This is a genomic window from Agrobacterium sp. 22-209-1 (assembly GCF_053522485.1).
Map to the genome: position 1 here is coordinate 260,707 of NZ_JBNWCH010000004.1, position 25,491 is coordinate 286,197.

General features: G+C 60.4%; 17 protein-coding genes. All 17 read right to left on the reverse strand.

Annotation, left to right across the window (positions count from 1 at the left end):
* Window positions 1-122: 122 nt before the first annotated feature.
* The 17 genes from ACQZ48_RS12405 to ACQZ48_RS12485 all read right to left on the reverse strand — a co-directional run bounded on the left by ACQZ48_RS12405 (window position 123) and on the right by ACQZ48_RS12485 (window position 25,221).
* Entirely contained in the window at window positions 123-2,084 is a 1,962-nt protein-coding gene (locus tag ACQZ48_RS12405; protein WP_448728855.1) for an SDR family NAD(P)-dependent oxidoreductase, read from the reverse strand.
* 48 nt (window positions 2,085-2,132) lie between these two features.
* On the reverse strand, window positions 2,133-5,441 hold the full coding sequence (locus ACQZ48_RS12410) for an acyltransferase domain-containing protein (protein WP_448728883.1): 3,309 nt from the start codon (window positions 5,439-5,441) through the stop codon (window positions 2,133-2,135).
* On the reverse strand, window positions 5,426-6,946 hold the full coding sequence (locus tag ACQZ48_RS12415) for a beta-ketoacyl synthase N-terminal-like domain-containing protein (RefSeq protein ID WP_448728856.1): 1,521 nt from the start codon (window positions 6,944-6,946) through the stop codon (window positions 5,426-5,428). The genes ACQZ48_RS12410 and ACQZ48_RS12415 overlap by 16 nt, the downstream gene beginning before the upstream one ends.
* Before the next feature lie 404 nt (window positions 6,947-7,350).
* Window positions 7,351-8,010 (reverse strand): TetR/AcrR family transcriptional regulator, encoded by a 660-nt coding sequence (locus tag ACQZ48_RS12420; protein ID WP_448728857.1) that lies wholly within the window; start codon window positions 8,008-8,010, stop codon window positions 7,351-7,353.
* A gap of 136 nt (window positions 8,011-8,146) precedes the next feature.
* Window positions 8,147-8,926: an amidohydrolase gene (locus tag ACQZ48_RS12425; protein WP_448728858.1), complete on the reverse strand. Its 780-nt coding sequence runs from the start codon at window positions 8,924-8,926 to the stop codon at window positions 8,147-8,149.
* Window positions 8,927-8,949: 23 nt separating this feature from the next.
* The gene (locus ACQZ48_RS12430; RefSeq protein ID WP_137410296.1) at window positions 8,950-9,714 is read right to left on the reverse strand and encodes a 4'-phosphopantetheinyl transferase family protein; all 765 of its coding nucleotides are present in this window, start codon (window positions 9,712-9,714) and stop codon (window positions 8,950-8,952) included.
* Entirely contained in the window at window positions 9,711-12,833 is a 3,123-nt protein-coding gene (locus tag ACQZ48_RS12435) for an efflux RND transporter permease subunit (RefSeq protein ID WP_448728859.1), read from the reverse strand. Before ACQZ48_RS12435 ends, ACQZ48_RS12430 begins: the two co-directional genes overlap by 4 nt.
* Window positions 12,830-13,909, reverse strand: a complete 1,080-nt coding sequence (locus tag ACQZ48_RS12440) for an efflux RND transporter periplasmic adaptor subunit (protein ID WP_448728860.1) — start codon at window positions 13,907-13,909, stop codon at window positions 12,830-12,832. The genes ACQZ48_RS12435 and ACQZ48_RS12440 overlap by 4 nt, the downstream gene beginning before the upstream one ends.
* Window positions 13,910-14,174: 265 nt before the next feature.
* Window positions 14,175-15,476, reverse strand: coding sequence for an MFS transporter (locus tag ACQZ48_RS12445; protein ID WP_448728861.1), 1,302 nt, complete (start codon window positions 15,474-15,476; stop codon window positions 14,175-14,177).
* Between the two features lie 492 nt (window positions 15,477-15,968).
* Complete coding sequence (locus ACQZ48_RS12450; RefSeq protein WP_448728862.1) at window positions 15,969-17,750, reverse strand: chloride channel protein; 1,782 nt, start codon at window positions 17,748-17,750, stop codon at window positions 15,969-15,971.
* A 21-nt stretch (window positions 17,751-17,771) separates the two neighbouring features.
* Entirely contained in the window at window positions 17,772-18,596 is an 825-nt protein-coding gene (locus ACQZ48_RS12455; protein ID WP_191218286.1) for an MBL fold metallo-hydrolase, read from the reverse strand.
* 2 nt (window positions 18,597-18,598) lie between these two features.
* Window positions 18,599-19,381 (reverse strand): TatD family hydrolase, encoded by a 783-nt coding sequence (locus ACQZ48_RS12460; RefSeq protein ID WP_191218285.1) that lies wholly within the window; start codon window positions 19,379-19,381, stop codon window positions 18,599-18,601.
* A gap of 11 nt (window positions 19,382-19,392) precedes the next feature.
* Window positions 19,393-20,943, reverse strand: a complete 1,551-nt coding sequence (metG, locus tag ACQZ48_RS12465) for a methionine--tRNA ligase (RefSeq protein ID WP_448728863.1) — start codon at window positions 20,941-20,943, stop codon at window positions 19,393-19,395.
* Window positions 20,944-21,054: 111 nt separating this feature from the next.
* Window positions 21,055-22,080, reverse strand: a complete 1,026-nt coding sequence (locus ACQZ48_RS12470) for a DNA polymerase III subunit delta' (RefSeq protein WP_137410304.1) — start codon at window positions 22,078-22,080, stop codon at window positions 21,055-21,057.
* Window positions 22,073-22,747: a dTMP kinase gene (tmk, locus tag ACQZ48_RS12475; protein ID WP_137410305.1), complete on the reverse strand. Its 675-nt coding sequence runs from the start codon at window positions 22,745-22,747 to the stop codon at window positions 22,073-22,075. Before tmk ends, ACQZ48_RS12470 begins: the two co-directional genes overlap by 8 nt.
* A gap of 137 nt (window positions 22,748-22,884) precedes the next feature.
* A complete protein-coding gene (locus tag ACQZ48_RS12480) occupies window positions 22,885-24,057 on the reverse strand; it encodes a D-alanyl-D-alanine carboxypeptidase family protein (protein WP_077982293.1) in 1,173 nt (390 codons plus the stop codon).
* Between the two features lie 75 nt (window positions 24,058-24,132).
* Window positions 24,133-25,221: a septal ring lytic transglycosylase RlpA family protein gene (locus ACQZ48_RS12485; RefSeq protein WP_137410306.1), complete on the reverse strand. Its 1,089-nt coding sequence runs from the start codon at window positions 25,219-25,221 to the stop codon at window positions 24,133-24,135.
* Window positions 25,222-25,491: the final 270 nt, after the last annotated feature.

Here is a 25,491-nt window from a genome sequence, read left to right on the forward strand (position 1 = left end):
TTGCGCGCAGAAGAGAGCGTTCCCGGCCTGAACGACCAGAAGCGGAATGTGGAATGCGTCTCTCTGCCTGTTGTTACGGGTGCCCCGGAAAGCCTTCGCTTTTCCGAAGAATTGTTGGGCGGCTATTCAGCCGCCTCGACCTTTTCTTCACGTCCCACCAGCCGCTCGCGCAATTGCCGGGAAATGGTGAACTGGACATCCGACAGCCGGAAATGGAGCTGCCCCACGTCGTCATGCACGGCGATATCCACCAGCAGGCTTGCCTGTGTGAGGGATTTGATCGTCATGGAGAGGAAGAACGGTTCACCGAAACCGAGCGTGGCGAACCGGTCGACACGGCCGATGGCGGAAGGCAATCCGGCATAGTCGCTGCCGAGGATCAACCACAGCCACGGCGCCTGCATGAAGACGTCGCCGATATAGGCGTTGAAGGATGTGGTGCGGAACCGCCCCTGCATCGCTTCTTCCACCGGCGTGAGCTCACAGGCGAGCGTCAGGCCATGGTCGCCGCCATTCAGCACCTCCCGCAGCCCCCGGAAACTTGGACCGTGGAACAGCAGCGGGCCTTCCTGCGGCGTGCCATAGAGCGGATAACCCAGCGGCTCATCATCTTTGCGCAGATCAAAGGAACCGAGGCGCGGGCGAAGGCTCATTTCACGGCTCAGGACCACGGTGCCGATATAGCGGTTGTGACGTTCGGAACCAGACCCGCTGGAAACCGAGATCGTCAGCGCATGCCGGTCGCCGGCAGCCAGGCCATGGGTCGCCACCGCCGGTTCGATCTGCGCTTCCAGAAGGCAGGTTTCCCCGCTCTGCAAAGCAACGCCCTTGATAACCTTGAAGCCGAGCAGGGTCTCGAAACGGTAGCCGGGCAACATGTCTTCGGCGAGCTTCACCAGCCAGCTCGCCGCAGCCGTCGCCGGCAGGACGAACCGCCCGTCGACCATATGGTCGGCAAGGAAAGGCGCGGTCCCGAGATCGACATTGCGCTCGACGATGCGTGATGCCGTTACCGTCTTGACCGTCCGCGCCACCTTGTAGCTGTCGCCACCCACCAGGATTTGCGCACCGTCGCCGGAGCCGAATTCGTCGGCGAAGAACTTGATACCCGTTTCCACCGGAATGATCGCCAGCCCGCGCTCGCCATAGGTTTTCTTGAGCACGTCATTGACCATGCCGCTATCCCACGGACCCCAGCCGATGCTGCGGACGAAAGCATCGGGATAGTTCGCCTTGAACATATGCGCGAACTTGTTCAGCGCCTCGTTCGCCATGGCATAGTCGGTCTGCCCGGCATTGCCGAAGAAACCCGAGACGGACGAAAACAGCACCAGATGTTTCATCGCCTCCGGCCGGAGCGCCTGCATGAGGTTTTGCAGGCCGCGCACCTTGGTATCGAAAACGGCGGTGAAATCCTCAGCCGTCTTTTTCTCGATGCGCTTGTCGGCCAAAAGGCCAGCGCCATGGACGATGCCGGTGATCTTGCCGAGGGTTTCCTCGACGGCGACGACCGTGCGCTCGACATCTCTGGCGTCGGCGATATCGCAGGCGAAATAAGCCGCCTTGCCGCCAAGCTCCTCGATCTTCGCCAGCGTCTGGCGAATATGTGCCGCATGGCGCAGGCCATTCAGCATCTTTTCGACTTTCACCGGCGTCGGCTGCTCGCCTTCGGCCTGCATGGCTGCAATCGCCGCCGCCTTGAGGGCCTCATCGCCCTCGATGCCCTCGGCCCATTCGGGCAGCGGCGCATCGATATCCGTGCGTCCCAGCAGGGCGAAACGGACCGGGTGACGTTCGGCCAATGCAATCACGCAATCGGCGGTAATTCCGCGCGCTCCGCCGCTGACGAGCAGCACGCTGTCCGCATTGAGCCCGGTCTCCTGCTGGGTAGTCACCGGTTCGGCGCGGCCTGTCAGGGTCATACGGGATCCTTCAGAACCGCGTCCAACCTCCACCAGCGCTGTCTGCGGGTCTTCCAGCTCCTCGATGATGAGGTCGGCCGCTTCTTCAGCCGTGAGGTCCGGATCAATATCCACCCAGCGGCAAAAGACGTCTTCCCATTCGACGGCGAGCGATTTCGCCAATCCGCCGACACTCGCGCCGGCCGCGTTGAAGAGGCCCCTGCCCGCCGTTCACAGCCCACCGTCATATTGGCTGACGGCGAAGAAGGTGCTGCGCCCCTCTGCATGCGTCAGTCGCGGTTGCAGGACGCCGGCCATGGTGAATAGCGTCTCGGCGGCGTCATAACCGACCTCGGCAAAGACTTCACCGAGCGATGCCGCTCCAGTTGCAGGTTGCAGATGGATGAAGCCGCCAATCGGACCTTCTGCCTGTTCGATTTCGGCGATCAAAGTCTCGATGGCCGCTTTGCCGCGGTCCTTGAGACTGTAATCTCTCACACACTCCACGGCCGTTCCGGCAGCTTGCTGCTTTGCGGTTCTTTTGCCCTTTGCCGGTTTTGCGGGCGCGGACAATTGAATACGGGTGACTTTCTGCCCCTGCCCCATCAGGCGCGCGGCCAATATCTCGCTCAATCCCTTGCCGTCATCGACGATAAGCCAGATGCGGCCGGCGGCGAGCGCCAGCGGCATTCTGTCCGGCCGCGAAAGGTCCTGACGCACCACAAGGTGACGATAGACGACAGGGGCGGCGATAACCGGCTGAGCAAGAGGCGCGAATGCATCCTGCTCAGCCAAAGCTTTTTTTGGTTGGGAGTCCTCCTCGTCGCCCGTGCCGGAGAGCTTCGTGGATGTCACCACGCCGAGACGCTGGAGGGTAACGACGGAAGCACCGACCGCGGCAGACGCGCTGGCGGGGGCGGCAGGCTTCGGCGTTTCCGTAACGGCGGTCACGGGTGACACGCCTTTGATATCGGCCAGCAATTCGCCGATGGTGCGCAGGAAGAACTGCGTCATCTTGGCGATATTGCTCATGGTTTCGATATCGAAATTCTCGTCGTTGCGGTTCTTGTCCGCATCTTCCAGAAGCCGCGTGCCATTCGACAGACGGTCGAACATCGCGCCGAAAATTTCCAGACGTTTGATGGAGTCTATGCCGAGATCGGCCTCCAAATCCATCTGGTCGCCGATCATATCGATCGGATAGCCCGTGCGCTCGCTGACGATTTCCGTCAATTCACGCACCAGCCGCTCCTCGGTGATCCCTTCAAGCATCGCAATTCTCGCCTGATCCTCGGGGCTGAGAGTCCGAGCCGCCACCGCTAACGGCGTTACGACTTCTGCGGCGGGTGTGACGGCGGGCGACGAGCCTTTGATGCCGGCGAGCAATTCTTCGACCGTGCGCAGGAAGAACTGCGTCATCTTGGCGATATTGCTCATGGTTTCGATATCGAAATTCTCGTCGTTGCGGTTCTTGTCCGCGTCGTCCAGAAGCCGCGTGCCATTCGACAGACGGTCGAACATCGCGCCGAAAATTTCCAGACGTTTGATGGAGTCGATACCGAGATCGGCCTCCAAATCCATCTGGTCGCCGATCATGTCGACCGGATATCCCGTGCGCTCGCTGACGATTTCCGTTAATTCGCGGATCAGCCGCTCTTCGGTTATGGCTTCAAGGACTGCGATTCGCGACTGATCCTCGGCGCTGAGAAACGGAGCCTGCGCAGCCACCGGCATTGACTGAGGAACGGACATTGTCGGCACAACCGGTTTCGGAGCGACAATGGCCGTAACCGGGGCAGCGGACGGCTGCGTAGCCGACACAATGGCGGGCTTTGTCTCCGTCTGCGGCGCGGGCGCCAAACTCTGATGATGCGGCAATGCCAGCGGTTCCGCCGGTTTCGGCATCTCCAGCGTGTTCGGCAAAAGGGCAGGCACAGGCGCACGGCTGCGGACCGCCTCGCCGCTCATCAGCGACATCTGGTTGTCGAAATATCGCTCATGGTTGGAATGGTAGAGTTCCTGATTGCGCTCGAGCAATTGCAGGCTGCGGGCCAGACTTGCGGTCATGCTCTCCATCTGCGGATGGCCATGGAACTTCTCCAGCAGGCTGTGCTGCTTGCTGACCAGAGACCCCAGCATGTCGATATAATCTTTCTGGTTGGTCTGGAACTGCTGGTGAAGCTGGCTGAGCAAATTCTGGCTTTCGATCTGCCTGTCCATCTGGTCCAGCTTCGGAATATTCTCGGATTGGCGCGTCATTGTTATCTCGATCCTGTCAGTGGCATGGGAGGGCTGAGTGGAGGAGGACAAATTGGGGGAGACGGGTTCTGCAACCAGTGCGGGAGCGTTCTGTACGGGCTGAGGCGCGGTTTGGGGCGGCGGATAAACGGACGGTTCGGTCCCGCCTCGGGCCGTGCGCTCGGCGAGGAATTTCTCCACCACGCGCGTATCGTGGCGCAACGCATGTTCACGTCGCTTGCGGTTCTTCTCGGTTAGGTAAAAACCGCCCTGAAGGGTAAAGCTGGAAGCCTGCCTGGACGGCCGCTCCTCCGGCGAACGCTTGCGGGCGTAAGGGTCAGCCGCGGAAAGGGGCACGCCCTCCACCACCAGCTTCGCCAGCGCCCTGCGCAATTGCACTGATTCTTCGCCATTGGCGCTTGGATTGAGCGAAACCACCGCATGCGGCTTGCCCTTTAGAATGTCGGCGGTCAGTTTGCCGAGAATGCCCTTGGGACCGATCTCGACGAACAGATAACCGCCATCGGCGTAGAGCCGCTCGATCATTTCGCGAAAACGCACCGGCTGTACGAGCTGCCGCACCAGCGCATCGCGATAATGCGCGGGGTCATCGCCGTAGGGTTCGGCCGTCGCGCTCGAATAAAGCGCGCAGCGCGGTCTTGTGAATTCGACGCCGGCAATACCTTCCCGGTAGGGATCGGCCGCATGGCTGACATAGGACGTGTGGAAGGCTGTCGAAACGGGCAGGGTCTGGCTGCGGCGGCCACGCTGCGAAAGCCAGGCATGAGCGCGCGCAATGGCTTCCGTGGAACCGCCGAAAACAAGCTGTTCCGGTGCATTGTCATTGGCGATCACGATATCCGGGACGGCGGCAAGCAATTCTCCTGCCTCCTCTTGACGCATCTGCGCGGCGAGCATCGCACCCGGATCGGCAAGGCCGCTCGGCATCTCGACGGCGCGGCCGCGCGCTATCGAGGCACGGTGAAAATCCGCATCCGAAAGCACGCCCGCCGCCCAGAGCGCGGTCAACTCGCCATAGCTGTGCCCGGCGACAAAATCAGGCGCAAAGCCGAGACGTCGCAGCAGCCGGAAGTAGCCGGCGCTCACCGCACCGATGGCCGGTTGCGCATTGGCGGTGCGGGTCAGCTCGCGGGCCTGCGCGAGAGTTTCCTCATCGGAAAAGGCCGGCTGGGGGTAAATGACAGCCGACAAAGGCGGAAAGCCGGCAGCGAGCGCCACGGCATCGGCCTCCTCCACCGCCTGACGCAGCTCAGGATAATCAAGGGTCACGCCCGCGCCCATATTGACATATTGCGCGCCCTGCCCCGGGAAAAGCGCAACGATACGGCCTGCAACCGGCGCCGCCTCGGGCCGGTAATAGATGCCAGCCGGATGTTCGAACGCCTTGTCAGGCCCGGATTGCAGCAGGGGCACGGCCTGCGCCAGAAGTTCATGCGCTTCTTCCGGCGTCGCTGCCGCGAAAGCGAGACGGGCGGAGGATGGCGCAGGGGCGAGCCTGCCGCCATCCGCCAGATGGGCTTCGAAAAAGGCAGCCTTCGCCTCCCCGAAGGCTGCGAAAGAGCGCCTAGGCACGTCGCCTCCAGCAAGGCGGGTGTCGGCGCATGAAACGCCAGAACCTGCGCCGACCGGCTCAGCCTATAGGCCTCTTCGCGCGTTTCCGCTTCGTATTCTTCCAGAATGACGTGGAAATTGGTGCCGCCGAAACCGAAGGCGCTGAGCGCCCCGCGCCGCAATTCGCCGCCCGGCGGGCGCATCCACGGGCGCGCCAGCGTATTGATGTAGAACGGCCGGGTCAGAGCCTCTGTCGGTTCCTCCACATTGATCGTCGGCGGCAGAACCTTGTGATAAAGGCCGAGCGCCCGGATCACCGCATAGATGCGGTCGCCGTCACGCTCGGCGTCCAAAAGCCGCTTCAGCACCAGATAACCGACGCCATCGCCCAGCATCATGCCGTCCGATTTCTTGTCGAAGGGCCGCGATCGGTTGCTTTTCGATAAAGCCGGCGTTTTGCTGAAGCACAGGAAAGAGAAAATCGAATTTTCGAGATTGACGCCGCCGGTCAGAACGGCGTCGCAGCTGCCATCCGTCAATTCACCGATAGCGGCCTTGATGGCGGCGAGACTGCTCGCGCAGGCGGCGTCGACCATATAGGACGTGCCGCCGAGATCGAAATAGCTGGCGATGCGGCCACAGGCCACATTGCCGAGAAAGCCGGGAAAACTATCCTCGTTCCATTCCAGCGACAGGCCCTGCAATCGCTCGACCGTGTCTTCCGCCACCTCCGCGGACAAACCGCTATTGAGGAGGATATTACGCAGGAACGGGATTTGCTGACGCACCGCCAGTGAAAACGCCGTATTGCCGTTGCCGGAGCCGCCCAGAATGACGCCGATCCGGTCGCGGTCGACCTTGTCGGCCCCCGGCCCCAGGAGACCAGCATCCGCCATGGCCTGTTTAGCAACATGCAGCGCGAAAAGCTGCGCCGTGCTGATCGATTGCAGCATCAGCGGCGGCAACTTGAAACCGACCGGATCGAAATTGATCGGTGGCACAAAGCCGGCCTTGCGGCCATAGACTTTGTCGGCAGCGCGTGGATCGGGATCGTAATAATCCTCCGGTTTCCAATATTCCACCGGATCGACCGTTTCGACGTCGCGGATCGCGTCGTGACCGTTCACGATATTGGACCAGAAATCATAAAGATCGGCCGCATCGGGAAAATGGCTGGCCATGCCGACGATCGCGATATCCAGAGGGGGCGGTGTAGGTGTGTGGTTCTGCAGCATCACAATAATAGTCCTTCCCTGGGGACGGAAAGCAACGCTCCCGTCAGAGACAAGAAAATCAGGATGTAATTCGAAATAATCGCGTCTTAGCGCGTAATTAGGCGAAATCAATACTCCGATATCGGAATATTTATTAAGTATATTCGTAAGTTAATTTCGAACTTAAGTGTCTGATACCGTATAAAACACATATTCATTCAATTGAAAAGCATTAATATACTTTACGTTGAAATTTCATAATTCAGACATCTTTGGTTGAGTTGGTGAAAACTAGCTGTCAAAATCCACGCATCAACGATCGGATTTCTCATAGATACAAGCGAGCCAGCCGCCGCATGTCGGCGGCTGCCGGAGACATAAAATGAAAACCGCAGTCCGGTTTTCCAGGACTATTCGGTACGGGCCTATGCCCCAGCCGTTGCCGGCATCGCACATTGGCAGGTTTCATCCGCTGCTTTGGAATATCGCCGTGCCGATAGGAAGCGGCCGACGATCAGATGCATCATCTCAGCTTCTTTAAGTGGCTGGAAATCGGGATCGACCGCCAGACGCGAGAAAACACCGTCTATCAACGCCGCGATCCAGGTGGCGGCCCGCTCGGCGTCGAGGTTGGTGTCGATCTGTCCCCGTTCCATTCCCTTGCGCACAAGATCGGCGATGCCCGCGCGAATTTCCTGATCTGCGGTGCGTACAAGCGCATGAATGGCTGGGTTGCGAATGGCTTCGGAAGCGATTTCCAGCACCAGCCGGGCATAGGTCGGATCGGTCGCAAGCTCCAGCGAGGCGTCGACGAAACCCAAAATCGCACCGAACTGATCGTCCGCCGCGCCGAGTTCGGCAAAATAGTCAGCGGTTTCCCGACGTTCTTCGGCAACGATCGTTTCAATGATCGCTTCCTTGCTGTCGAAATAGTGGAAGAGATTGCCGGAGCTCATGCCAACCGCCGCGCAAATCTGCGCCGTGGTGGTCTGGTGAAAGCCGTTTTGCGCGAAGCAGGTAATGGCGGCTTCAAGAATTTGCTGCCGCCTGGCTTCATGCTTGGCTGGATCCAGCTTGCGGGCCATGATTGCTCCCATAAATTAATTGAGCGCTTAGTCCATTAATTATATCGCGGCCCCTTGTCAACCCGCTCCTACCCGTAAGAGGCGAATGGAGGGCGGAGGAGCACCCGCCCCGACCGAATTTCGGTTGCCAGCGGCATCAGGCGGTCAATTCAAAGCGTTCGCATTCGCGCAAAAAAGGCAGTTTCGTCCGGGTTTCATCCAGCAATTGACGGGAGAGCCGCTGCTGATGCACGGTTGCGTTCACATTGGCGTGAAAACATGTCTCGCCCAGGGGGTCGATGACCATGCTGTCGCCGTCATAGGAGAGATCATTGCCGTCGATACCGATGCGGTTGACGCCGATGACATAGGACTGGTTTTCGATGGCCCGGGCCGGCAGCAGCGTTTTCCAGTGGGAGGCCCGCCGGGCGGGCCAGCTCGCTATATAGATCGCAGCATCATATTGGCCGCGATTGCGCGACCAGACCGGGAAGCGCAGATCGAAACAGATGAAAGGCGCGATGCTCCAGCCCTTTAGCTCGATCAACTGCTGCGCCTGCCCCGGCGTATAATGCTCGTGCTCGCCTGCATAGGTGAACAGATGCCGCTTGTCGTAATGAATGAGCGTGCCGTCGGGACGCGCCCAGATCAGCCGATTGAAATAACGGCCGTCTTCGGCAATCGCTACGCTGCCGACGATATCCGCGTCATGCCGGCGTGCGGTTTCCAGCAACCAATTTACTGCCTGCCCGTCCATGGGTTCCGCCACGGCCTTCGGGTTCATGCTGAAACCTGTGGTGAACATCTCCGGCAGGACGATCAGATCCGTCGTCTCGATCTCATTGAGATGCCGGTCGAACTGCTGCAAATTCCGCTCGATGTTTTCCCAGGCCAGATCGGCCTGCACAAGCGTTACGCGAAGATCCTTGTCACTCATCTATATCTCCCTGAAATATGGGTTTAACGACAAACAAGCCAGGTGCGGACAAAACTGCCCGCCACCGAAAAGCGTATGGAAAAACGGCGTCCCGCCGGAAGTGAGCGATGTAGCGGGCGCGTCAGTTCCAGCCGCAGTTCATCGCGACCGGGTTTTTCGAAAAGACGCGCCGCCTGGAAATCGAAATGGCGTCCAACCACCGGATAAAGCGCCTTGAACAGCGTCTCCTTGGCGGAAAACACCAGAAAAGGCAGTATGCTTGCGTCACATTCCTCCAGTTCGGCAATCAGCCTGCGCTCCAGCGGCGCCAGGGCGCGCTTCAGGATGATCTCCGTTACCGCCCCTGGCTCAATCTTTTCTATATCGACACCGACCCTGACATCGTGCTCCTGCGTTACCATGCACACGCAGATGCCGTGGGAATGGCTGATCGAGCCGCTTATGCCTGAAGGCCATACCGGCTCGCGCCTGTTGCCGATGCCGATCGGCTGAGGGTCATGCCCGAAAAGCGTGAGCGCCGCCTGCCCCAGAAAACGGCCCGCGAGAAACTCCGCCTGCCGCTTGGGAACCGCTTCCGCCAGCAGTTTCGGCATCGCCACGTCCAGCCGGTCGAACAGGGCCATCCGGTAGAATGGCAGGTGATATTGCACCTCGAGCGCGATGACGTCTTCCGATCCGGTATCGAGAAAAACCGGGCCGGACAGAAACCCCTCGGATCGCCCGGCGGCGGCGATATGCTCGTGTATGGCGGTCGCCGTCAGGCCTGAGACCGGAGCGTCTGTCATCATCCATGCCCCTGCGCAGTTTCAGCCACGCCAGCGGCTATCCGGCGCTCCGCCGCTGCCCGGTCTGCGGCGGTCACGGAGGTGAGACGTTGCAGCCTGCGGCTGAGCCAGCCGCGCAGATCGTCCATATAGGTGAAGACGACGGGCACGAAGACGAGGCTCAGCAGGGTGGACGTAATGAGGCCGCCGATCACGGCAATCGCCATGGGCGCGCGGAAACCGGCATCCGCCCCCACCCCCAGCGCCGCCGGCATCATGCCAGCAACCATGGCAAGCGTGGTCATGATGATCGGACGGGCGCGCTCGACGCCGGATTCCACCAGCGCCCTTTGGCGGCTGAGCCCGCCCTTGCGCTTCTCGATGGCGAATTCCACCAGCAGAATGGAGTTCTTGGTGACAATACCCATCAGCATCAGCAAGCCGATGACCGCCGGCAGATCGAGCGCGCCGCCATAAAGCAGCAGACCGACAATTGCGCCGCCCACCGAAAGCGGCAATGCCACGAGGATGGTGATCGGCTGAAGAAAATCCTTGAAGAGAACGATCAGCACGGCCAGCACCATCATGAGGCCGAACAGCATGGCGGCGCTGAAACTCTGGAACATCTCACCGATATATTCGGCATCGCCATATTGCACCTGCCGCACGCCGGCCGGAAGCGAGGTCACGGCGTCGAGCGCATTGATGCGCTCCAGCGCGGCGCCAAGCGGAATGCCCGCGAGATCGGCGCTGACGGTCACCCGGCGCATGCGGTCGAAGCGGTTGAGCTGCCCCGGCCCTTCCGAGACCGAAAGATCGGCCACCGATAACAGCGGCAGGCTGCCATTCGCCACCGACACCCTGAGCATGCCGAGCGTATCGAGGTTGCTCTGCGCGCGCCGGTCGATCATCACGCGGATCGGCACCTGCCGGTCGCCGATATTGAACTTGGCGGAATTGGCGTCCGTATCGCCAGTCGTGGCAATACGCGTGACGGCGGCGATGGATTGCGTGGAAACGCCAAGCCGAGCCGCCTCGTCAAAACGCGGCCTGACCTGCAATTCCGCCCGCGGCAGGGGTTCGGCGGTCTGCACATTGGCAATTCCCTCGATGCCGCGCATGCCGGTTTCCACGGCAAGAGCCGCAGTGGCCAGCTTCTCCGGCTCGTCGCCGACGAGGATGACGGAAATATCGCGCGCCGCATTTTCATTCTGGAAAGCGAAGCGGATATTGGGTGTGCGAGCAATCAGGTCTGCTGCACCAAGCTCGAACTGACGCTGGGAAAGCGTACGCTCGGAGGCTGGCACGAGATTGACCAGCAGGGAGGCGCGGGCAACGTCGGGGCCGTCATCCGTCCTGCCGATGGAGGCGAAGACGCTTTTAACCTCCGGCATTTCCCGGAGCGCCGTCGTTATCGACTGCACGGCACTGTCGGTATCGCGCAGCGTCGAATCCGGCGGCAGCTCGATCAGAATACGCGACAGGCTGCGGTCGTCGCTCGGCAGGAAGCCTGAGGGCAGAAGCGGCACCAGCAGGAAGGAACCGACGAGCACCAGAACGCCGATGCCGCAGGTTTTCAGCCGATGGCGAAGCGCAAGTTCCAGAAGCGCTACGTAACCCCGGCCCATGCGGGACTTCGGCGCACCGCGTTCTTCGTGCTTCACCGCCTTCGGTACGAGAATATAGGCGGCCATCAGCGGCGTCACGAGACGCGCCACCAGCATGCTGGCGAGCACGGCAACCGACACGGTCAGGCCGAACTGCTTGAAATATTGGCCAATGACGCCGCCGATGAAGCTGACCGGCAGAAACACCGCGACGATGGTGGCGGTGATGGCAAGAACCGCAAAACCGATCTGATCGGCCGCATCGATGGATGCCTGAAACGGCCGCTTGCCCATATGCAGATGCCGGTCGATATTTTCCACCTCAACAATCGCATCATCCACGAGAACGCCGATCACCAACGTCAGTGCCAGGAGGGTGATGCTGTTGAGAGTGAAATCGAACCACAACATCACCGTGAAGGTGGGCAGGATCGAAAGCGGCATGGCGACGGCCGCAATCAGCGTCGCCCGCCAGTCGCGCAGGAAGAGGAAGACAATGACGACGGTCAGCGCAGCACCTTCGATCAGTGTCTCCATGGCAACCTGATAACTCGCCCGGGTATAATCGACGGTCGAAAGCACCCGGTCGATCTCGACGCCGGGATAGATGGCGACCAACCGGGCAATCGTGGCATTGACGGCGTCTTCGACTGCCGTGTCGCTCGACCCCTTGGCGCGGAACACCGAAAAGCCGACCACCGGCTCACCGTCGAGGCGCGACAGTTCACGCGGCTCAGCCGCGCCATCCGTCACCTTTCCGAGCGTGGCGAGCGTCGTCCATTGGCCGTTCGGCAGGCTGATCGGCCGCTCCGCCAGCTCGCCGGCGCTGATCGCGCCGCCGACGGCGCGGATCGACTGTTCCTTCTCGTTGAGCCGGCTTCTGCCGCCGGGCACATTGGTGTTGAAGGCCTGAACCTGATTGTTGATATCCTCGGCATTGATGCCGAAAGCGGTGAGTTGGTCTGGATCGAGCTGGACGGTAATTTCACGGCTGACGCCGCCAATGCGCTGCACCCGCTGCACGCCCTTGGTCGTCAGCAATTCGCGGCCAATGGCCTCGTCAACGAACCAGGAAAGATCGACGGGCGACATTTGCGGGGCGCGAACCGCAAAATAAAGGATCGCGCCACCCTCGACATCGAGGCTGGCGATTGTCGGTTCCTCGATATCGCGCGGCATTTCGGAGCGGATCTGCGAGACGGCCTGACGCACATCGTTGGTGGCGCGGGCCGTATCGATGCCGAGCTGGAATTCCACCGTCGTGGTGGAAAGCCCGTCACCGATGGTCGACTGGATATGCCTTATGCCGGCAAGGCCCGAAATCGCACCTTCGACCCGCCGCGTCACCTGCGTTTCAAGCTCAGCCGGGGCCGCGCCCGCCTGAACGATGGAGACCGTGACAATCGGAAAATCGACGCGCGGATTGGCGTTGACCGGCAGCTTCATGAAGGACTGGATGCCGATAAGCGTCAGAAGCAGGAAAAGGACGATGATGGGGATGGGACGGCGGATGGCCCATGAGGAAATATTGGTCATCGCCGCCCCTCCTCTTTCTGTGCGATTTCGCTGATGCCGACGATCTCATCGCCGTCGCGCAGGAAGGCGCTGGCGCTTTCCACGACGCGCTCGCCCGCGCTCAACCCTTCAAGGATTTCAACGACGCCGTTCTGCGCCTGCCCCACACGAACGGCACGGCGTGCCACCTTGTTCTCACCATCGACCACCACAAGCTGGGCCGCACCTTCGCGGCGCAGCCGCAATGCTGCTTCAGGAACGGAGACGAGGAAGCGGCGTTCGCCGAGATCGACCTTGCCGCGCGCGAAGGCACCTACCCTCAGATCGGCGGCCGGTTGAACGGCGATGCGCACGATGCCGAGACGGCTTTGTGTGTTGACCGCCGGTTCGACGACCCGGATGGTCCCCTGAATGGCGCGGCCGACGCCATTGACCGCGATCGCTACGGATTGGCCGGTCTGCAGGGACGGCAGCACCCGTTCCGGCGCTTCGGCCAGAAACTCCAGTTCGCCATCCTGCAACAGGCGAAACAGCGGCTCCGTACCATCGGGCATCGCGCCGATACGGGCATGGCGTTGTGTGATGAGGCCGGGTTTCGGCGAAAGAATCTCGGTCCGCTCCAGCTCGAGAAGGTGCTGGGTCAGTTGCGCCTGTGCACCCGCCAGTTCGGCACGGGCGCCCTCGATCTTTGCCTGCGACATGGCCGCGGCGGCGCGGCGCTGGCCAAGCTGTTCCTTGCTGACGCTGGAGCCGGAAAGCCCTTCGGCGCGGCGCAGATTCTCGCTCGCCTCTATCTCAGCCGCCTCGGCCTCGGCAAGTGCGGCGCGGGCGCGGGCGACGGTTGCTTCTGTCTGTTCAACCTGGGCCGCGAGTGTCTTGCTTTCCAGCCGCGCCAGCAATTGCCCGGCCGCAACCGTGTCGCCGACATCGACGAAAACCTCGACGATGCGCTGGCCAGTGACGGCCGTACCGATGGAAATATCGTTGCGGGCGGCGAGAAGCCCGGCAACATCCTGCCCGGCGTTGAAACCATAAGGCGCTGCGATGACGACGGACACATGCGGCCGTACCTTGACGGGCGTCATGGTCTGACTCACGGCGGGCGCCTCCTCAACCGGCGATATCAGCCAGGTAGCACCGCCTGCAAGTCCAATGGCTAGCAGCGTCCACCAGAGCAGGCGTCTGGAAGGCCGTCGTCCTGTCGTTTCTCCGAGCAATGGCCGAGGATTTGTGGGCTGGTGGTTTGGGAAAGAGGAATTCAGGTCGTTCATGGCAGGACGGGTCCGGGTTCGAACATCGGGTGTGGCAAAAACTGCGGCGCACGGATGGTTTGATTGCATCGCAAAAAAGGTGGAGGCCCGATCATGGCGGCGATTTCTTCAGCGCGCGCGCGACCGGGTTGAGGAAAACCCAGAGCAGCAGCAGACAGAGCGTGGCGCTGAGCCCCCACAAGAACCGGGCAGCGCCGGCGGCCTCAAGGCCGAAACCGGCGATCAGCACGGCAAGCGGCGTCGCCGTCATCGCAATCGCCGCCGTGGTTCCAAGCACGCTGCCGCGGATTGCAGCCGGCGCGCGTTTCAGAAATATCGCATTGGCGAGCGGGCCGAGCGCCCCGGTGGAAAGACCGACCAGGGCCGCCGCGATGAGCAGCAAGGGACCGCTCTGAAGGAAAGCGACGAGGCCGATGGAGAGCGTCGCGCCGGATATGCCTGCGAGCAGGACGGCCCGGCCGTTCCAGGAGTGGCCGCGAATGGCGAAAACCAACGCCGACAAAGCCGCCCCTGCCCCGGAAACCGAGAGAAACAGCCCGAGATTAAGGACATCCGCTCCGCTGGCCTTGAACAGCACCGGCAGGACAACGGCGTTGAGCGCCCCGAAAACCGCCAGCATCACCATGGCGACGATGAGCAGAAGACGCAGAATCGGCTCCGTGAGCAGAAAGCGCAGACCCGCAAAAGTCGCATCGCCGCGATCCGCATCGACGGACTTGCGCATATGACGCGGCAAACAGATCGCGCCGATCACGGCAGCGAGCAGCGAACAGGCCGCCGTGATCATCAAGGCATATTCCATCCCGAAAGCGGCAATGGCGATCCCCGCGACCGGCGGACCGAAAATCATCGCCGCGTTATCAAGCAACTCATCTATCGAGGTGACCCGCTCGATCGGCATCCGGGCGATGCGAGCAAGTTCCGGCACTCTTGCATCATGGGCGATCATACCCGGACCGTCGAGCAGCGCCCCGACCACGATCAGGCAGAGTAGCAGGCCTATATCCATCTGCCCGGTCATCATCAGAAAGGGAATGGCCGCGACGCTCAGGGCGCTAGCGAGATCGGCGGTTACCGCAACGATACGCGAACCGAAACGGTCGACGACGGGGCCGCCGCAGAAAGCGCCGATAACCAGCGGTATCATGCCCGCCGCCGCCGCTATCCCCGTCCATGCGGCATTGCCGGTCAGGGACAGCACGATCCAGGGCAGCGCAACGGCCGCCACCGCATTGCCGAAAAGCGACAGCCCCCCGGCAAGGATGACGCCATAAAGCGGCGCACGGCGATGCGGAAGACCGAGCCCGCGAAACCCGGGCTCCGAAACCATTTCGAGTTCGCCGCAGGGCGCCGCAAAAGGCGTCGTCTCAACCGTGCTGCTTTTCGAAGGCATCGTTTTCTCCAAGTTTCATCGGCGCCCGTTCTGCAGATAAGAATGAAGGCAGTCAAAAATATCTGGCCACTCGAGCTTCGGGACCGGACGGGGTGCGAACAATCCCACGTCATCTTCCCCGACTGGCCCATTTCCAGTTCGACAAATCATTAATTAAGTAGTCAGTCTATTTATTCTGCGGACTGTTTTTTTGTCAAGCAGGCGTTGAGAAAAATGACATGACAGCGAAAAATGCCGTGGGGGAGCACGGGTTCAGTGCCGTCGGACGTTGAACCAGAGGCTGACTTTGGTGGAGTTGTTGTGCATCACATACGCGACACATTGGCTCCCTGGAGTGGAGAAGTCCTCCGTCCCATTTCTGTGTCGGCCACAGAAATCCGGCCGACGCGCGTCTGCGCGTCGAAAAGACCGTTCCAAGCCAAGGATTAAAGATGATGAGAAATTAAAAAGTATAATTATATCAATATATAAAAACGATAATCTAATGTAACATCAAAACTCACCCGATGCCTCCCGGCGTCTTAAATCCAGTTCTTCGCTATAGCGCCTCAGCGTATGGCTTTCAGTCAGCAATCCGACAGGACGATTTTCGATCTTGTCATTGACGACAACCAGCGCTTCGCTCTCCGCCGCATCAAAGGCTGCCGCCGCTTGCCGGGCATTCATGGTCGGCAGCAACACGTCGTTCTTGTAATGCAGATAGGTTTCGAGGCTGATTTTGCTGGGGTCGCGATCCATCGGGTCGGCGTAGATTTCCGGGACAAGGATGATGCCGGCATAACGCCCGTCATCATGGGTCATGATCACCCGTTGCGTGGAGCCGAGCGGGAACTTCTCCTTGAAGGCCGGAAGCCCCATGCTGACATTGGCCTTGCGGATATCGGCGCGCATCATCTTGCCGACCGTCAGGTCGCGGATCCAGCCGATATCGTGGGCGCTGCGAATGCTCTCGCCCCGCAGGTGAAAACGCCAGGTGGCGAAGGAATAACCGAAGGTGGTGCGCACCACGAGCGAGGTGGTGATGACGGCGGCAAGCACCAGAGCCGTGATCTGGAAGTCGCCTGTCAGTTCCAGCGCCAGAAACGTCATCGTCAGCGGGCCGCCGATGATGGCGGCGGCAAAGGCGCTCATGCCAATCACGGCATAAACGATGGGCGCGGTCGATCCATAACCGATATAGGGTGCGCAAAGCGCGAAAATCTTGCCGAGCAACGAGCCCATGAACAGCGACGCGAAAAAGAGGCCGCCGCGGAAGTTCGAGCCGATGGAAATGGCGCTGGCCGCTGCCTTCAGCAAAAACAGCCCGGCCACCCCATATATCGTCAGTTCGGCATCGATGTTGAGATGCAGTGCGCCATGGCCGCTCGACAGTACCTGCGGTGAAATCAGCGCTAGAGCACCCACCGCCACGCCGCCTATCGTGGGACGCAGCCAGCCCGGAATGGCGCTTTTACGCGCAGTTTCTTCGATGAAGGACACTGCCTGCATCAGCACGATGCCAATGGCCGCACACACGACGCCGAGAAAGATGGCGGGCACATAATCGGCCGGCGTCACACGGCTGGCATCGACAATATCGATCGAGATGCCATGGCCACCGATAATTCCGATGACCGTCGTCGCCACCAGCGCCGCGACGATGAGCGGCGCAAGCGTCACCACGGTATAGGTGCCGATAATGAGTTCGATGGCGTAGAACGCCCCGGTCAGAGGCGCGTTGAAGGCCGCAGCAATAGCGCCCGCCGCACCACAGCCGACAAGAATACGCATGTCCCCTCGCCGCAGTTTCAGCTTGATGCCGATCTTCGAGGCAACGCCGCTGGCGATCTGCGTGTAGCCGGCCTCAAGCCCGACAGAAGCGCCAAAACCATTGGAGACGATATTCTGCACGCACACGATGATGCTGTCCGTTAGCGACAGGCGACCGCCATGCAGCGCATTCGCCTCGATGGGGTCGATCATGGGTTTTTTGCGTGTCTTCGAAAGAATGAAGATGATTATGCCGAGCACGATGCCGCCGACGATCGGCCCGGCGAGCACGATACGGCCGGAGAGATCGCTGCTGCTCAGCCGCTCGACGCCGAAAACCATAACATGCAGCGCCGTGCTCAGGGCGCCGATCAACGCCACCAGAAGGCCCGCTGCAATGCCGATCAAGACGGCAAGAAGCACCAGCCCCACTTCACCGCGCCGAAACATCGCCCGCAGGCGGCTGGCGCGCAGATTGTCGAAAAAGCTCGCCATACTGGGTGCACGGAAAGGCTTGGTCGACATGTTATTCCTTCTCAGGCGGCGTCAGGCTGCTTCGATCTCGATTTCGAAACGCATCTGATCATAAGCCGGTTCAACATGATCAGGCGTTTCACGCATCACCGTGTCATAATCGAGCGGAATATGCATGTGGGTCAAGATCGCCCGTTTGGGTGCGAATGCCTCGATCCAGCCGAGCGCCTGTTCCAGCGAAAAATGGCTGGGGTGATATCGATACTGCAAGGCATCGATGACGAGCACGTCGAGGCCGGTAAGCTTGGGCAAGCTTTCCGCCGGAAAATCGCTGACATCGGTGCAATAGGCAACGTCGCCGATGCGAAAACCAAGCGAATGCACGTCCCCATGCTGCTGCATATGCACCTTGAAGGGGATCGGCCCGCCCGCCCCGTCGATAATAACAGGCTCGTCGATATCGGCGATAAGCTGCGGCCTGACGATCGGTGGATAGCTGCTGCCCGCCGGCGTCTCCAGGCAATAGGCAAAACCGTCGCGGATTCGCGCCATGGTGACGGGATCGGCCCAGATCGGGATGCGGTGTTTCTGGAGAGCGAAATAGATGCGCAGATCATCGATGCCGTGCAGATGGTCGGCGTGGGCGTGGGTGTAAAGCACGGCATCGACGGCTTCCACCTTGGCGGCGATCATCTGCTCGCGAAAATCCGGGCCGGTGTCGATGACGACGGTGGTCTTGCCACCGTCAGGGCCGATCTGCTCCACCATAAAGGCCGCGCGCGTGCGCCGATTTTTCGGATTATCAGGGTCGCAGGCACCCCAGTCACCGTTGATGCGCGGCACGCCGGGCGATGACGCGCAACCGAGAACCGTGAAGCGACGACGGTAGATTGCCACACCTACACCCTTGTCATCTTGGAGAAGCAACGGAAGGCGTTTTCGGTGGTGATTTCGGCCATGCGCTCGAAGGAAATACCATGCACTTCGGCCAGAACTTCCGCCGTGTTGACTACATAGGACGGCTCGTTGCGTTTTCCGCGCCAGCGCTTCGGCGCAAGATAGGGCGCGTCGGTTTCAACGAGCAGCCTGTCCAGCGGCACGGTGGCGGCAATATCGCGGATATCCTGCGATTTCGGGAAGGTCAGGATGCCGGAAAAAGACACGTAACCACCCAGCTCGACGCCCGCTTTCGCCAGCTCCGGACCGGCGGAAAAGCAGTGCAGGATAAAGGGGAATGCGCCCTTCCCGCTTTCGGCGCGCAGAATAGCGGCCATATCGTCATCGGCACTGCGGCTGTGGATGACGAGCGGCAGCTTCGTTCTTCTTGCCGCCTCTATGTGGCGAATAAGGCCGGTCTTCTGGTCTTCCGGCTTCTGCGTATCGTAGAAATAATCCAGACCCGCCTCACCGATCGCCACGATCTTGTCATGGCTCTCCGCGAGCCGCACAAGCTCGTCGGCGGAAATATCCAGTTCCTCGTCGGCATTGTTGGGATGCGTACCGACCGAACAGAAGACCGACGGATATTTTTCCGCGATCTTCAAAAGCTCCGGCAGCCGACGCACCCGGGTCGAGATCGTCACCATCTGGGCGACGCCAGAAGCATGGGCGCGTGCGATAATGTCGTCGCGCTCGGCCTCGAAATCGGGAAAATCCAGATGACAATGGGTATCGATCAGCATGGTTGTCGCCTTTAAGCTTCCGGCGCGACATAACGCGGGAAAACCGGCTTCGGTGCTTCCAGCGGCGTGCCCGGAACCAGACGGCCAGCTGCGCCCAAAGCAGCGAAATCACGTTTATCGGCAGGCGCAGCGACGAGATCGAGCAGCTTCTCGCAGGATTCCGGCATGAAGGGCTGCAGGAGAATGCCGATCTGGCGCACCACTTCCGCCGTAACGTAAAGCACGGTGCCCATGCGCCCAGGGTCGGTCTTTTTCAGCGCCCACGGCTCCTGCGAGGCGAAATAGCGGTCGGTTTCCGAGACGACGGCGATGATGGCCGCAAGCGCACGGTGGATGAGCTGTTTACCCATCTCCTCGCGGCAAATCTCAAGCAGCCCATCGGCGGAGCCAAGCATCGCCTTGTCTTCTTCGGTGAACTCACCGGGCGTCGGGATCTGGCCGTCGCAATTCTTGACAATCATCGAGAGTGAACGGCTGGCGAGATTGCCGATGCCATTGGCAAGATCGGCATTGATACGGGTGGCGATGCCCTCTTCGCTATAGCTGCCATCCTGGCCGAAGGAGACTTCGCGCAGGAAGAAATAACGGACCTGATCGAGACCGAAATGGTTTACCAGATTGGCTGGATCGACGACGTTGCCGAGCGACTTCGACATCTTCTCGCCCTTGTTGAGCAGGAAGCCGTGCGCATAGACCCGCTTGGGCAGCGGCAGCTTGGCGCTCATCAGAAAGGCCGGCCAATAGACCGCGTGGAAACGGATGATGTCCTTGCCTATGATATGCACGTCGGCGGGCCAATATTTCGCACGCGGGCCGTTTTTATCCTCGATGTAACCGGTCGCGGTGATGTAGTTGGTCAGCGCATCGACCCAGACATACATGACGTGCTTCGGATCGTTAGGAACCTTGATGCCCCAGTCAAAGGTGGTGCGGGAAATCGACAGGTCCTTAAGACCGGATTTCACGAACGAAATGATCTCGTTGCGACGCTCGGCCGGACCGATGAAGTCAGGGTTCTCCTCGTAGAGCTTCAGGAGTTTATCCTGATATTCGGAGAGCTTGAAGAAGTAGCTTTCCTCTTCCACCCATTCGACCGGCGTGCCCTGCGGCCCGTAACGGACGCCATCGGCGCGCACTTCCGTCTCGTCCTCGGCGTAATAGGCCTCGTCGCGCACCGAGTACCAGCCGGCATAGCTGTCCTTGTAGATGTCACCGCTACCGGCCATCAGGTTCCAGATATTGCGCGAGGTCTCGTGGTGACGCTCTTCCGTGGTGCGGATGAAATCGTCATTCGAGGCGTTGAGCAGCTTGCCCATCTCGCGGAACTGGTCGGAGTTGCGCTGGGCGAGATCTTCCGGCGAAATACCTTCCGCCCGCGCCGTCTGCTGCATCTTCTGGCCATGTTCGTCGGTGCCGGTCAGGAAGAAAACATCCATTCCGTCCAGGCGCTGAAAGCGTGCCATGGCGTCCGTCGCAATCAACTCATAGGCATGGCCGATATGCGGCTTGCCGTTGGGATAGGAGATCGCGGTGGTGATGTAGAACGGTGTCTTGTCTGTCATGACGGTCTATCGACTTTACAGGCTGTTTTTTGGATAGACCGCTCTTAAACCATTGTTCGCAGCAGCGAAACAACAACTTCCCCATTTCGGGTATGATTCATATCCCGGCGCCTAAACCGAACGAATATCTTCCAGAATGGAAAGCACCATCTGCTTCTTGTCGAGATTATAGGCCTGCGCCACAGTGATGCGCTCCGAAAGCGTCGAGGAAAGCCGTGCATGTTTTTCTGCCGCCGCAAGGTCACCCGCCATTGCCGCCGCCCGCGCTCGCGCCATCAGCTCTTCCGTCACATGCTCCATGAAGAATCCGAGAACGATGTCGCCATCTTTCTGCGCCAGAACCTCGGCAAGCTTGTGCATGCGCTTGCGCGCGCCCGGCCCTTCGGCAGTCATCACTTCGGCAAAGACCTCGACAATGTCGGAACCGCCATAATTCATCAGTTTCAGCGCCTGCGCCACGCTGCCCTTGGCGGCGGCAAGCAGAGCGTCGCGTTTCTCACCTTCGGGGCTGATGTCGAGTTGATCGAGCGCTTGCACCATCGCCGCATCGGAAAGCGGCACGAGCCGGAGCGGCATGCAGCGCGAACGGATGGTCGGCAGCAATTTTCCCGGTGCATGCGAAAGCACGAGGAACATCGCCCGCTTCGGCGGCTCCTCCAGTATTTTCAGGATGGCATTGGCGGCGTTCCGGTTAAGATCGTCGGCAGGATCGATGATGACGATGCGCCAGTTGCCCGTGCCGGATGTCTGCGAAAAGAAGTGCCCTGCCCGCCGCACCTCGTCCACCGTAATGGCGGATTTCACACGGCCCGTCTTTTCGTCCACAGGACGGGTCAGATGCAGCAGATTGTGCGAGGCGCCGGAGGTGATCTGCCGGCTGACCAGTGATTGCGGATCGGGATCGGCAAGGAAATCCGGCGCGGATGCGGGATCGGGATGGGTCAGCACATGATTGGCGAAACGAAAAGCGAGCGTCGCCTTGCCGATCCCCTCCGGTCCCTCGATCAGAATGGCGTGATGGCCTTTGCCGGAACGATAGGATTGCGCAAGAAAGGCCTCCGCCTCCTCGTGCCCGAAAAGCCTCGTGTTCTGCTGCGGCGCAATCGCGCCGTCGAGAACGCCCTGAACCTCACTCATGCGCGGCGTCCGCAGCTTTTCCCGCACGCTCGAGCAACGGCTCGACAAAGGACATGACATCCTCCGTCACCTTTTCCTGCGGCTGGTCGGCGTTCACGATCCGGCAACGACGCGGCTCGGCGAGCGCAATATCCAGATAGGCCTCACGACGCTTCTCGTGGGTCTCGATTTCCTCTTTTTCGAACCGATCCGGCGTAGCACCCTCATCCGCCCGTTTTCTGGCGCGGGCGAGCCCCTTTTCGGCGGCGATATCGAAGATCAGCGTCAACTCCGGCACGACGCCATCGATGGCTATCCGTTGCAGCGTCTCGATGAAATCAGGCTCCAGATTGCCGGTCGTGCCCTGATAGACACGCGAGGAATCAAGAAAGCGGTCGCAGAGCACGATCTCGCCGCGCGCAAGCGCCGGACGAATGACCTCTTCGACATGGTCGTTGCGCGCCGCCGCAAACAGGATTGCTTCCATGCGCACCCCGAAGGACTCTGCCGCACCCGAGAGCAGAACATGCCGAACGGCCTCCGCACCCGGCGAGCCGCCCGGCTCACGCGTCACGACCACCTCGAAACCACGGCCGCGAAGCGCCTCGGCAAGCGTGCGAATCTGCGTCGACTTGCCGGCGCCTTCGCCGCCTTCGAAGCTGATGAACAATCCGGTCTTTTCGGCCAATGTCACGTCCTGCGAGGAATTCACGTCAATGTTGAAATGCCTGTTTACAGCATCGAACGGAAAAGTGTGAAGCGCTTTTCAGAAAATCCGATGCCTGAACAAAAGCATAGGAACAAGGCCGCCCGTGCAACAGGTTTTCAGAGCCAGAACAGCAGCAGTTCCTTCAGCGCGCCTGTCGCATTCTGGGTGAGCGACCCCTTGCCGACCGCCGCCTTCGTATAAAGCGGCACTTCCCGCAACAGGCGCTCGCCCGAAAAAATCTTAAGCGTTCCGGCATTTGCACCGACGTCCAGCGGCGCATTCAGGGGCCAGCGATAGACGATCCGGCCGGAAATACGGTCCGGATTATTGACCGGCACAAGCACGCTCACATCTTCCTTCGGCGAAAGATCGATATGCGAAACATCGCCGCCATAAACGCTGACAGACCCGACGGCTTCGTCCCTGCTGAAGAGATGGCGTTTTTCAAAGGCGGTCAGGCCCCAGTCCACCACCCGGCGGGCCTCTTCCTGCCGCGTCTTGTCGTCCGCGATGCCGCCAAGCGCCAGATAGACCCGGCGGCCTCCCCGCTCGGCCGAAACGACAGCCGCAAAACCGCTGCCTTCCGCAAAACCGAGACCGAGACCGTCGATACCGCTCCCGGGCATCAGGAGCGTATTCTTGTTGCGCTGGAAAATCCGGTTCCATTCGAAATCCGGCTTGGTAAAAAGCCCGTAACGGTCGGGATAGGTGTCATGCAGATGCTGGGCAAGGCGCACCATATCCCTCGCACTCGTCCGGTTGCCGGGGTCGGGAAGCCCGGTCGAATTGGTAAAGGTGCTTCGGCTCATGCCCAGTTCGTCCGCCCTCACCGTCATGCGTTTGGCGAAAGCGGCATCCGAACCTGCCATGCCTTCGGCGACGACGATACAGCCGTCATTGGCGTTCTGAACGATGATCCCGGTCAAGAGATCGTTGATGCTGACCGAGGATTTCAGCGCCGCGAACATCGTCGAGGTGCGTGAAGGCGCGCCGCCCGTGCGCCAGGCATATTCCGAGACGGGATAAGCCGTCTCTGCCGTCACCTGCCCCTTTGAAAGCGCATCCAGCACCACTTCCACCGTCATCAGCTTGGCGAGCGATGCGGGCGGAAAAGGCTGATCCTCATTTTGCGAAAGAAGCACCGTGCCTGTTTCGGCATCGATCATATAGGCCTGTTCCGCCTTGGCGATGAAGGGGCCGGTCTGCGATTGTGCCGGGCTTGCACTGAAAAGCGCAAACGCTGCCGCTGCGAGGAGCGAACAATAGGAGCGATGAATGGCCTTGCGCATGAAACCGCCCAGTCCTGCCTGCCGTAACCGGCTGCCCGCGACAAAGGCAAAAGGCCGGCCGTATCCTTCAATTCGTCAGCGCGACTTCGCCTGCTGACGTTTCACATGGGCGAGTATCGATTGCTCGTTGAGCGCGCCACGGTCGACGAGCACGCTGTCGAAGGCGCTCGCGGTCCTGGAGACCGTAGCCGATTCTTCGGAATAGGCCGCCGCAAATTTGGAGGAAGGCGTCGGCACACGCAGATAATTGCCGCCGGGCGCCGCCGGTTCACGCATGAAATTGCCTTCCGGACGTTCGGCCAGGAAAGGACCGATTTCCGGCAGGATCGCGAACTGTTCGAAAGCCGGTGCCGAACCATTGACCAGCGGCATGGCCTGCAACGCTGCATTCTTCCTGGAGCCGACAAGCGCTGTCTGGGTCGAGCCGCCATAATTCGGGTTGGACGCCGGAGCCGGAACGAAATTCGGCGAGGCTGAAGCCACCATCACGCCTGTCGCGATCTGCCCTTCCGGCGCCACACCCGGTGAGCGAGAACCCTTCGGAATATAAGATGCCATCAGATAAGGCATGTCGTGACCATCGAGCGGCGCACGTCCGGCGTATTGTACCCGCACATTGGCCGTGCCAGTGGTCTTCATGTCGAGAAGATCGGCCGTCTTGCTTGAAACGTCGATCAGGCGGCCTTCGTGGAACGGTCCGCGATCGTTGACGCGCACCAGAACCGACGCGCCATTGTCCATATTGGTGACGCGCGCGTAGCTCGGCAGGGGAAATGTCGGATGTGCGGCAGAAAGATGTTCTTTGTCGTAGACTTCGCCATTGGCGGTCAGGCGACCATGGAAGGCGGAACCATACCAGGAGGCGAGGCCGGTCTTGTTGTAACCCGGTTCTTCCTTGGGGAAATAACGGCGGCCCTTGACGGTATAGGCATTGCCGATCAGCTCGCGCCCGCCGCCCTTGGGAATGGCCTTGCCATCGGCCACACGCGGACTGGCTTTGACGCCATATTCGGATTCGGAAAAATATTCCTTGCTGCGCTTGGGCTTAGGCTTGGTCTCGGATGTCGTGGAACACGATGCGGTTGCGGCGCAAAGCACGGAAATTGCAAGCCACTTCACGCCCGACCTGGCGTTGATGCCGAGTTTCTTGACCGTAGAATTCAAATCGTCTGCCCCACGCTGCTATTGGCTCGGAGAACCGCACCCTCACTTGCCTCGATTATTTGCCCCTGCCATCGAAGCACCTAACAGTCGCTTAATCTTGTGCATAACGTGGCGAAAATGCGAACGACTTCTGCAAATTCGATAAAATTGTAACGAACATGGTTAATGATTTCTATCTTTTGAGCCCACCCATCGGGCCGGATTTACCCGCCTCAACATCTCCCGCTCACCGCTTCCGCAAGGAACAAACGGAGGGCAACCGCGTTCTCT

What these genes read in the sequence shown, in the direction of transcription:
- ACQZ48_RS12420 (WP_448728857.1), bottom strand. Translation starts at nt 8,010, where the DNA reads ATGGCCCGCAAGCTGGATCCAGCCAAGCATGAAGCCAGGCGGCAGCAA.
- ACQZ48_RS12415 (WP_448728856.1), bottom strand. Translation starts at nt 6,946, where the DNA reads ATGCTGCAGAACCACACACCTACACCGCCCCCTCTGGATATCGCGATC.
- ACQZ48_RS12445 (WP_448728861.1), bottom strand. Translation starts at nt 15,476, where the DNA reads ATGCCTTCGAAAAGCAGCACGGTTGAGACGACGCCTTTTGCGGCGCCC.
- ACQZ48_RS12450 (WP_448728862.1), bottom strand. Translation starts at nt 17,750, where the DNA reads ATGTCGACCAAGCCTTTCCGTGCACCCAGTATGGCGAGCTTTTTCGAC.
- ACQZ48_RS12410 (WP_448728883.1), bottom strand. Translation starts at nt 5,441, where the DNA reads ATGGGCGCGGGCGTGACCCTTGATTATCCTGAGCTGCGTCAGGCGGTG.
- ACQZ48_RS12435 (WP_448728859.1), bottom strand. Translation starts at nt 12,833, where the DNA reads ATGACCAATATTTCCTCATGGGCCATCCGCCGTCCCATCCCCATCATC.
- ACQZ48_RS12480 (WP_077982293.1), bottom strand. Translation starts at nt 24,057, where the DNA reads ATGCGCAAGGCCATTCATCGCTCCTATTGTTCGCTCCTCGCAGCGGCA.
- ACQZ48_RS12425 (WP_448728858.1), bottom strand. Translation starts at nt 8,926, where the DNA reads ATGAGTGACAAGGATCTTCGCGTAACGCTTGTGCAGGCCGATCTGGCC.
- ACQZ48_RS12430 (WP_137410296.1), bottom strand. Translation starts at nt 9,714, where the DNA reads ATGATGACAGACGCTCCGGTCTCAGGCCTGACGGCGACCGCCATACAC.
- metG (WP_448728863.1), bottom strand. Translation starts at nt 20,943, where the DNA reads ATGACAGACAAGACACCGTTCTACATCACCACCGCGATCTCCTATCCC.
- ACQZ48_RS12470 (WP_137410304.1), bottom strand. Translation starts at nt 22,080, where the DNA reads ATGAGTGAGGTTCAGGGCGTTCTCGACGGCGCGATTGCGCCGCAGCAG.
- ACQZ48_RS12460 (WP_191218285.1), bottom strand. Translation starts at nt 19,381, where the DNA reads ATGCTGATCGATACCCATTGTCATCTGGATTTTCCCGATTTCGAGGCC.